We start from the raw sequence: 9,174 nt of genomic DNA on the forward strand, positions 1-9,174 counted from the left end.
GCATCGGATCCGCGGTCGGACATCGCGGTGTGGCTGATCGACCTGGAACCGCACGCGCGGGTGGAACTTCCGGCGCCCGCGACCGCCGACACCCGCCGGGTGCTCTACGTCTACGGCGACGCCTCACGTGCGGTCGTCGAAGGCTTCGACGTGACCGCGGGTGACGGCTTCGCCCAGTCCGCCCTCCGGGCGACCGTGGTGGAGACCGGCGACGAACCCGCGAAGATCCTCCTGCTGCAGGGGGTTCCGATCGGCGAACCCGTCGCCCAGCACGGTCCGTTCGTGATGAACACGACCGCCGAACTCCAGCAGGCGTACGACGACTATCGCCGCACCGAGTTCGGTGGATGGCCGTGGGATCGCGTGGACGTCGTACACGATCGCGAAACCGGGCGGTTCGCACGGCATTCCGACGGCACGGTGAACACCCCTGCCGGCAACCCGCCGAGCCGTCATCCGAACTGCTCGTAGCAACTCATGTACACACCGTTCGGGTCGTAGTAGACCCGTCCCCCGCAGGAGAATCCGTAGTCGTTGTATGCGAGCGCTTCGGGCGCGTTCGAGAACTTGGTCTGATCGGCAAGAGAGTCACATGATCTCATCGCGCCCGTGTAGCAATTCTGCGCGAGAGACTGCCACTCGGCGTTACCGCCGGTCGGTGGCAGAGTCGGTGTGGGAATCGCCTGCGCGACGGTGGCTCCGAGGAGGCCGAAAGCGCCGAAGGCGGCGCATGCGACCACAGCAATTCGCATCGAAAGGCGAGCTGTCGGGGTGGGGACGATTGGGGACATGGCCGAGTGCTCCCTCGAGGAGTCACGGAATGCACCGTCGTCGGTCGAAAGTCACGCGAATGCTGCTGGGACACGGCCGCGATCGACCGCCGGAACCGGACTGCCCCCTGCTGCGCAGTTCAACCGACGTAGACGTGTATTCCGGAAAAATGGCCACCGATCCGGGGCATCGAGATCGGCACGCTGGTGTGAACGGATGCGCGACACCCGAATACGAATTCCGTTCACACCAGTTGATGTATTACCCATTACACCCAGCGGCGGCAAGGACAATCTTAGGACGGCCGAAATGCGCATCACAAGATGTTGCAGGGCAGATGCAGGAAGTCGTTCACCGAGTCGCAGGCCTTACGGGAGCGTCGATCAGGAGCCCGGGCAGTGGACGGTGTAGTCCCAGGCGGTATCGGCGGGACCGGTTACACGCACCACCACCGACGTCGCAGCGCCGGCGGGGATAGTGACGAGCGCGGAGCCGGTCCCCTCGTTGAGGTTGTCGCCGATGAAGCCGGTGCTGTGGACCCGTGCACCCTCGTAGAACACCTCGATCAGGTCCGGGATGTTCAAGGTCTCGTGCTCGAGAACGAATGCGGTCGGACCGGTTCGGCCGATCTGGTGGATCGTCTCGGTGACTCCCGCACCGCCCGACCGGGTCGACTCGTTGCACTGCTGCGTCTGCGGCACGATGCCACCCCCACCCGGGCTACTGCCCAGGATGCTGCTGCCGAAGTCGATGACACTGCTGCCGAAGTTCACGACACTGCTGCCGAAGTCGATGATGCCGTCGCCGAGCTCGCTGCTGCCGGCGCTTCCCGTGAGCGGCGCCGCGGACGCGACCGCCGGTCCCGCGACGACCACGGCAACCGCAGTTCCGGCAACAGCAATCACGCTGCGCGCCCTGAAGTTCGGTCGGATCGATTTCCCTGACACGTGGCCTCCGTACATTCGCAGGTGAGATTTCGGCCCGATGTTTCCAGCGTCGCCACACGCTGCATATCGCCCGTTCGACGGACACCCCACAGTCGAGGACCGCATCTTCTGGATCGATCAGTATTGACAATGGGAGTTGTCAGTCGGAAGGTGGTGTCGTGACGATCCCGGCATACGCACCGACCCGCTACATGCGCGACCGTGAGCGCACCGCGCGCGTCACCGCGCCCCTGCGCCCGTTCGCGTGGCCGAATCCCGATGCCGACCCCGAGGAGGCCGACCGACTCCGACGGGCACTGCTCGAGCGGGACGAACCGAGCGCGGCACTGGTCCGCGCGATGCGGGAGGACCGCACCGTCACGATGGCCCAGTTCCGGCAGGCGCTCCACCACGGCATCGACTCCGTGCCCGACGCCCCGCAGCCCCTGCGCGACTACTTCGCACTCCTCGAGGACACACCGGACTGGGTCGACCGCGACAAGATCGCCCTCGGCGCCCGGACCCTGCGCCGTGTCGGCACCGACGCCGCAGACGTCCTCGCCTACGGTTCCCTGCTGGGCGGGTACAACAATTCCGGACCGCTGCCGATCCTCACCGGCTCGGGCAAGCTCACCGGCGACCGGACCCTTCGGCGCATCGCCGAGACCGGTGCGTGGTGGTACGGCTGCACCGAGGAGGGCGGGCTCGAGCGCTTCGGCGACGGGTTCATCCTGTCCGTCCACGTCCGGCTCATGCACGCCTTCGTGAACTACCACCACGAACACGAAACGGATTGGGACACGGCCGAACGCGGTCTCCCCATCAATCAGTTCGACCAGGCCGGCACCCTGGGCCTGTTCTCCATCACGTTCCTGCTCCACACGCGCGTACTCGGTGTGCGCTATACCCGCCGGGAGGCCGAGGCCGTCCTGCACCTGTGGTATTACGTCGGCTGGCTGATGGGTGTCGACGAGCACTGGCTGCAGTTCGACCTGCGCAAGGGACTGCGGATGATGTATCACATCGGCTCGGCGTCACCGGCCGCGGACGAGCACAGCCTCCTGCTCGCGAAGTCGCTGGTCGATCTGCCTCTCACCTCCAGCGAAAGCGGGTTCGGCCAGCTGCGCCGACGCTACGAGTACGAGCGTGGGCTCTCCCTCGCGACCACCCTGCTCGGTCCCGCCGCGGTCCGGGCGCTGAACGTGCCGATTCGTCCGCCGTGGTACCCGGCTGCCCGAATCGCGGTGAATGTGGCCAAGCACCATGTGATCGGTCGCGTACCGGCCGGGAAGCGCTGGTTGCAGCGCCTGGGCGAGCGTCGACTCGCCGAGAATCGGCAGCGGATCCTCGGCGGCGAGATCACCACCGTCGCGCCGATCCCCGCATGATTCTTGCGCCACCGGTGATTTCGTGCCATCCTCGACAACCATGACAACAGGAAAGGCGGCCTCCGCCCCCATCGCATGATCGCCGCCGTCCGAGAACTGCGCGATCAGTGGCTCGCGCACGGACTGAGCACTCGACCCGCCGATCGTTCTGTCGCGGAAAACGCAGTTGCGGAACTCTATCGGCGTTCCGGTTTCGATCCACCCGAATTCGTGTGGGTGCCGTCACCCGCAGCTGCATCGACATTCATTGCGCATCAATCGATCCCGGGACCGTTCTCGGCGCTCGACGACACCCATCCGTCCGTGCGGATCGCGTCGCTGTTGTCGGCCACGCGCAGTCGGATGGACGAGCGGATCCGGCGGCGCTATCCGTCGTCGCGGTTCGGGACGTCTCCGAATCCGGAGCAGCTCATCCGGAGGATGGTCTGGAACTCGTTGCGTACCACCCTTTTCGACGCGGTGGCCCCCGCGATCCGGCGAACACTTCCCCGACCTGTCGGCACCGTGAGCTGGTACGGGCAGCAGGAAGCGCACCGGGTCGGATACTACGACACGATCCGGCGATGCGGTCTCGTCGGTTTCGGAGCACTCGACAGAGAGCTTCTCGACGCACAGGCCGCACTGGTCGGCGCCACCGGATGGTGGTGGGCGTTCGAGCGGGTGTGCGTGATGGCCGAACGCCCCCGCGAACTGCACACCGAGCCGTCGCCGGGCGGCGCCGAGGGTGAACGACGCCTCCACCACCCGAACCGGGCAGCACTCGAATATTCCGATGGAACACGGTCTTTCGTCCATCACGGCACCATCGTCCCGGACTGGGTGGTGCTCGATCCGACCGCCGAGCGCATCGGACGCGAACGCAACGTCGAGATCCGGCGGTGCGCGATCGAGCGCATCGGGTGGGACACCTACATCGAGGAGGCAGCGCTCACGCTCGTCGACCGCACCGAGGATCCCGGTAATCCCGGCTGCCTGCTCGAGTTGTACGACAGTCCCGGCGGCTGGGGCTCGCCGGGGCGGATCCTGCTCGCCGTCAACGGATCTCTCGAACGCGACGGCACCCGTCGACGCTACGGACTGCCCGTCCCCGCGTGGGCTCCGTCCGCCCTCGACGCCGCCGGATGGACCTACGGCATCAGCGGCTCCGACTATTCCCGGCTCGTGCGCCGGACCTGAACTCCCCGAGGTGATTCCCATGAATGCTCTTCGAACCCTGTCCGACATCACCACCTGGAGCGGCATCGACGTGTTCGACCACCTCGATCGCGAGGTGTCCGTGCCGGTCGTCGACGGACCGCAGGCCCAGGGCGATCTCATCGTCGTCCCGCACACGATGCTCGCCGGCGTGGTGACACGCCATCCGTGGACCCGTACCGTTCCGGTTCCCGCGTCCGGGATCGAGTTGCTGCGCAGCGCCGCCGGGGGCAATCCGCATTCGCTTGTCGCCGACGAGGACGCGTGCACGTGGACCGCGCCGGTTACCGATCCGCGGGGTCTCGCGCTCGGGATCGTCGAGGTGACCGGTGTCGCCTACCTCGTCCACCCCGAGCACGGCGCCACGGGCATCGCACCGGGCCGCTACGTCATCGGCCGGCAACGTGAGCGCGGTACCGGCCTCTACGGTGCGGCGCGGCTCGTCGCGGACTGACGCGGTCAACGCAACCCGGAGAAGCCCCGTTACGCGAATACCCCGCCGCCCGCGAAGGCACGCTCGGCGAACCGTTCCGCGATGAGCCGGTGCGTTTCGGCGTCGGGGTGCAGCCGATCCGGCAGCGGCAGCACCGCATGATCGGCTTCCCCGTAGAGATCGGTCCCGTCCAGGTAGTAGAGGTTCGGGTCGTCCTCTGCACGCTGCGCGACGATGCGCGCCAGATCCTCGCGGATCGTCGTGAGCGTCAGCTTCCCGGCTGCACGCTCGGCCGGATCCCCTGTCGCGACGAACGCGAGCGTCCCGGCGGCGAGGGCCGCGGTGTCGAATGCTCCGGGCCCGGGAGTGTCCTCGTGGATCGGGCAGTGGATCGGCGAGACGACGAGCAGCGGTGCGGTCGGGTGCCCGTCCCGGATGGTGTCGAGGAAGCCGTGCACGGCCGGGCCGAACGCGCGGCGTCGCATCACGTCGGAGTTGACGACGTTGATGCCGATCTTGACGCTGATCAGGTCCGCCGGGGTATCACGCATCGTGCGCGCGGTGAACGGGTCGAGCAGGGCGCTGCCGGCGAGCCCGACGTTGATCAGCTCCACTCCCCCGCGCGCAGCGGCGAGGGCAGGCCAGATTCCGGAGGGAGTAGCGGCGTTGGACCCGTGGCTGATCGAGCTGCCGTGATGCAGCCACACCGGGCGACCCGCGTCCTCCACCGGCTCGACGGGTGCGTCGGTGCGCAGCGCGACCAGCTCGGTGGTTTCGTTGTGCGGCAACCAGATCTCGACCGTCTTCGGCGCGGCGGGCAGGTCGGCGAAACGCACGGTACCGACGTTCCCCGGGCGGTGTTCGACGCTGCCGGTCGCCAGATCGAGGACGATGACGTTTCCGCCTTCCGCACCGGCCTGTCCGGCGAGTCGTCCGTCGACGATCAGGTCGTAGACGCCGGTCGGACGTGGCGGCGCTCCGATGTACGTCCGCCTTGTGGGAAGTGTGTCCAGCTCGACGACGGTCGCGCGGGTACGGAAGACCAGCCGCACACCGGACGGCTGGGATTCGGCCATGAGCAGCTGCGGGTCGTCGCACTGACGGCGGGCCCAGGCGGGCAGCCGATGTGGGAGGAGGCCGTGTTCGGTGCGCTCGAGTTCGGCGGCCCCGCGAACGATGTTCTGCGTGATCTCGGTCGCGGTCAGGTCGGTCGAGCGAGTCATGTATTCACCTCGGGATGGAAGGTCGGATGTCGTGGGTTGCGGTGGGTCACGTCACGCCTGGAGATACGCGACTATCCCGCCGATCAGCCCGGCAAGGGCATCGTCGAGATTCCCGTAGGTACCCAAGGTCCGCTCCGAGGTGATTCCGCGCATCGCTGCCGGAATGAGCGCCGCCACCTGCCTCAGCTTGACGGGATCGAGGCCGAGGTCGGCGAAGGATCGCTCGACAGCCTTGTCCCAGTTGGGTTTCCATGAAGCCAGTTCCGCTGCGGTACGCGGGTAGTCCCGCTCGAGTTCCGCATGGTCACGCGGTAGCGCAGCACGGAGAGTTTCGATCGCCAGTGATTCCGGCGTACGCAAGCCCACCGCCATGGCCTCGATCAGAGCGGTCACCCGTTCGTGCAGCGTGCCGTACGGCTTGATTCCCGCCGGCAGATCGCCGCGCTTATCGGCGGTGTAGCGGAGAACGGCGGCCCACAAGCCGTCGATATCCCCGAATTGATACTTCACCACACCCCAGGTCGCGCCGATGTCCCGGGCGATCCGGTTGCCGGACACGGCCGCGGGATCGCCTGTGGCCAAGGAAGCGATGGCTGCCTTGATCATGCTGTCCCGCGTCTCTATGCCGCGCTTGTTCGCACGTCGCCCGCTCACCGCCGCCTCCACCACGAACGGCGAGTCTACAGCGCTGACCAGCGGGACCACTTTCACAGAACCCTCTTGCATATTTTCGAAGACGGTTCTACGATCGCTCACGTCTCGTGGCAGAGATCACAGCTCTTCCGATGTCCCGTCCACCGTTTCGTTTCGAGTGCTGGAGGACCGAGTTGGCGAAGCCACCCTTGTGTATGGAGCCGACAGGCTGGTTCCAAGTGGCCTGGAGCGCCGAGATCGGAACCGGCGCCGTTCACAGGATGAAGTACTTCGGCCGCGACATGGTGGCGTGGCGATCGGCTTCCGGGCATATCGCGGTCTTCGACGCCTACTGCGAGCATCTCGGCGCCCACCTCGGCTACGGAGGCCACGTCGAGGGCGAGAATCTCGTGTGCCCGTTCCACGGGTGGGAATGGGACCGGGCGGGCCGCAACGTCTGCATTCCCTACGAAAACCGCCCGAACAAAGGTCGCCGGATCCGCAGCTATCCCGTCGTCGAGCGGAACGAAGCAGTATGGATCTGGTACGACACCGAAGGGCGCGAGCCCTACTTCGAGGTCCCGGACATGTTCGAGGCGTTCGGGGACGGCAGGACCGCCGCCGACTACTACCCACCGGTGCCCGCGGCGACGTTGTACCGACAAGGGCTGGAACTACATCCGCAGTACACCCTGGAGAACGGGGTCGATTTCGCCCATTTCAAGTTCGTCCACAAGACACCCTTCGTCCCCGAATTCACCCGCCACGACTTCTCCGGACCCGTCTCCTACGTCGACTTCACCGTCTCGTTCGACGAGAACGTGGCCGAGGGCCAGATCGCCAGCGGGGTGGAATCGATCAATGCCGGCTTGGGCTGCTCGATCACCAAGAGTTGGGGAATGATCGACAACCGCACGATGCCCGCGGTCACACCCGTCGACGAATCCACCTCCGACGTCCGCTTCACGGTGTGGATCGGACGCAAACCCGGCGACGACGGCCCGGAGATGACCAGGTACGGAAAGACGATGGCGGACTTCGTCATCGGGCAGTTCGAAGCCGACATCCACATCTGGGCGCATCAGCGCTATTCCGATCCTCCCGCGTTGACCCGTAAGGAATTCGACGGCTTCCGGGCCCTGCGCGAATGGGCGGCGCAGTTCTACCCGGCCTGAATCCACTGCCGACAGAGAGAGCTTCACCCACCCGACAGAAAGGTCCACGAGAAATGAGCACCTCCGACAAGGTCCGGGTGTTCCAGGTTGCGACCGGCAACCTCGGCACGGAGATGATCGGCCGGATCCGCAGCCATCCCGACCTCGAACTCGTCGGGCTGCACTGCTACACCCCCGACAAGCTCGGCCGGGACGCCGGCGAGATCGCGGGTATCGGCCCCATCGGCGTGACGGCCACCGGATCGGTCGAGGAGATTCTCGCCGCCGAACCCGACGTCCTCACATTCCACGGGGTGTTCCCCGACGAAGATCTCTACGAGAAGGTTCTCGAGGCCGGCATCGATGTGGTGACGACGGCGGACTGGATCACCGGCTACCACCGCGACAAGAACCATCCACATCCCTCGGGCCGCAAGGTCAGCGAGGTCATCCAGGCAGCGTGCGAACGCGGCAACTCCACCTTCTACGGCACGGGAATGAATCCGGGACTGTGCCAGATCCTCGGAATCGTCAACTCCGCCGATGTGTCCGAGATCGAGAACGTCACCGTTACCGAATCGGTCGACGTCTCGTGCCACCATTCCGTCGACACGTGGAAGGCGGTCGGATACGGGCGTCCGATCGACGACCCCACCATCCCGGACTCGCTCTACAAGTACACCGCCGTGTTCGCCGACTCGGTCTACCTGATGGCCGACGCCTTCGACCTCGAACTCGACGAGGTGACCTTCGGGTACGAACTCGGAGCGTGCACGAAGGACGTCGACCTCGGCTGGTACCTCTTGCCGGAAGGCTCTCTCGGCGCGAGCTACATCAAATACCAGGGGCTGGTCGACGGTGTGCCGCGGGTGGAAACCCACCTCGAATGGCAGATGACGCCGCACACCGATCCCGCGTGGAAGATCCAGGGCTGCTACATCACCCAGATCACCGGGGATCCGAACATCTACAACAAGCACATGATCTTCCCCCGCAAGGAGTTCGACCTGTCCGATCCGGCGAACTTCGCCTCCATCGGCATGACCGTCACCGGACTACCGGTGTTGAACTCGATCAAGTCCGTGGTCGCCGCACCTCCCGGCATCATTACGAGTGCGGACCTGCCGCTGCGCGGATTCGCAGGGCGCTTCAAGAAATAGAACCGCAACGGCACTACGGCGCGTCGCCGTTCGCGTCCCCGGAGGGTTCCCGCATCCACCGCCTGCGATGCTCGCGCAGCTCGGTTTCGCGGCGGGCGCGGTAGTGCGCCAACGCCGCCGACAACAGATCACCGAGGTGATGACGGTGATTGACCCGCGGTCTCTGCTCGGGATCGATGTGCGGTGGCGGGATCCACTCCGTGCGGCCCGGATACTCCGAACCTGCCGGTGCGACGCGGGTGTGCCAGCCGCCGGGCCCGTCGTGCACCAGCGCATGACACGCGTCGCAGGC

Annotated in this window: 10 protein-coding genes and 1 pseudogene; 6 read left to right on the forward strand and 5 right to left on the reverse strand. The window is 66.2% G+C overall.

Features of this window, described 5'->3' with window-relative positions; genetic code table 11:
• On the forward strand, window positions 1-471 hold a 471-nt coding region (locus I0Q12_RS34485; protein ID WP_307846670.1), incomplete at its 5' end, for a pirin-like C-terminal cupin domain-containing protein.
• Here the strand turns inward: I0Q12_RS34485 and I0Q12_RS34490 are convergent.
• Together I0Q12_RS34490 and I0Q12_RS31060 are read right to left on the reverse strand one after the other, a co-directional pair.
• Window positions 453-602 carry a hypothetical protein gene (locus I0Q12_RS34490; protein ID WP_231611779.1) on the reverse strand — a complete coding sequence of 50 codons (150 nt, stop codon included), beginning with the start codon at window positions 600-602 and terminating at the stop codon, window positions 453-455. The two genes, I0Q12_RS34485 and I0Q12_RS34490, sit on opposite strands and share 19 nt — an antisense overlap.
• Window positions 603-1,154: 552 nt before the next feature.
• The gene (locus I0Q12_RS31060) at window positions 1,155-1,676 is read right to left on the reverse strand and encodes a hypothetical protein (protein WP_307846672.1); all 522 of its coding nucleotides are present in this window, start codon (window positions 1,674-1,676) and stop codon (window positions 1,155-1,157) included.
• Between the two features lie 200 nt (window positions 1,677-1,876).
• On the opposite strand from I0Q12_RS31060, the gene I0Q12_RS31065 reads away from it, so the two are divergent.
• From I0Q12_RS31065 to I0Q12_RS31075, 3 genes are all read left to right on the forward strand, one after another.
• Window positions 1,877-3,085, forward strand: a complete 1,209-nt coding sequence (locus tag I0Q12_RS31065) for an oxygenase MpaB family protein (protein ID WP_307846673.1) — start codon at window positions 1,877-1,879, stop codon at window positions 3,083-3,085.
• 75 nt (window positions 3,086-3,160) lie between these two features.
• The gene (locus I0Q12_RS31070; RefSeq protein WP_231611780.1) at window positions 3,161-4,261 is read left to right on the forward strand and encodes a DUF6745 domain-containing protein; all 1,101 of its coding nucleotides are present in this window, start codon (window positions 3,161-3,163) and stop codon (window positions 4,259-4,261) included.
• Between the two features lie 19 nt (window positions 4,262-4,280).
• Window positions 4,281-4,733: a hypothetical protein gene (locus I0Q12_RS31075; RefSeq protein ID WP_197257838.1), complete on the forward strand. Its 453-nt coding sequence runs from the start codon at window positions 4,281-4,283 to the stop codon at window positions 4,731-4,733.
• A 29-nt stretch (window positions 4,734-4,762) separates the two neighbouring features.
• Here I0Q12_RS31075 and I0Q12_RS31080 read toward each other — a convergent pair whose 3' ends face one another.
• Window positions 4,763-5,935: a GDSL-type esterase/lipase family protein gene (locus I0Q12_RS31080; protein ID WP_197257840.1), complete on the reverse strand. Its 1,173-nt coding sequence runs from the start codon at window positions 5,933-5,935 to the stop codon at window positions 4,763-4,765.
• A 51-nt stretch (window positions 5,936-5,986) separates the two neighbouring features.
• The gene (locus I0Q12_RS31085; protein ID WP_231611788.1) at window positions 5,987-6,541 is read right to left on the reverse strand and encodes a TetR/AcrR family transcriptional regulator; all 555 of its coding nucleotides are present in this window, start codon (window positions 6,539-6,541) and stop codon (window positions 5,987-5,989) included.
• Window positions 6,542-6,762: 221 nt separating this feature from the next.
• Between I0Q12_RS31085 and I0Q12_RS31090 the strand changes: the two genes are divergently transcribed.
• The gene (locus I0Q12_RS31090; protein WP_197257842.1) at window positions 6,763-7,743 is read left to right on the forward strand and encodes a Rieske 2Fe-2S domain-containing protein; all 981 of its coding nucleotides are present in this window, start codon (window positions 6,763-6,765) and stop codon (window positions 7,741-7,743) included.
• Window positions 7,744-7,796: 53 nt separating this feature from the next.
• Complete coding sequence (locus tag I0Q12_RS31095) at window positions 7,797-8,882, forward strand: dihydrodipicolinate reductase (RefSeq protein WP_197257844.1); 1,086 nt, start codon at window positions 7,797-7,799, stop codon at window positions 8,880-8,882.
• A 13-nt stretch (window positions 8,883-8,895) separates the two neighbouring features.
• Here I0Q12_RS31095 and I0Q12_RS31100 read toward each other — a convergent pair.
• Window positions 8,896-9,174, reverse strand: a pseudogene (locus I0Q12_RS31100) (HNH endonuclease); the annotation flags it as partial.

Source organism: Rhodococcus sp. CX (genome assembly GCF_015865005.1).
In the GTDB taxonomy this organism is placed as follows: Bacteria; Actinomycetota; Actinomycetes; order Mycobacteriales; family Mycobacteriaceae; genus Rhodococcus.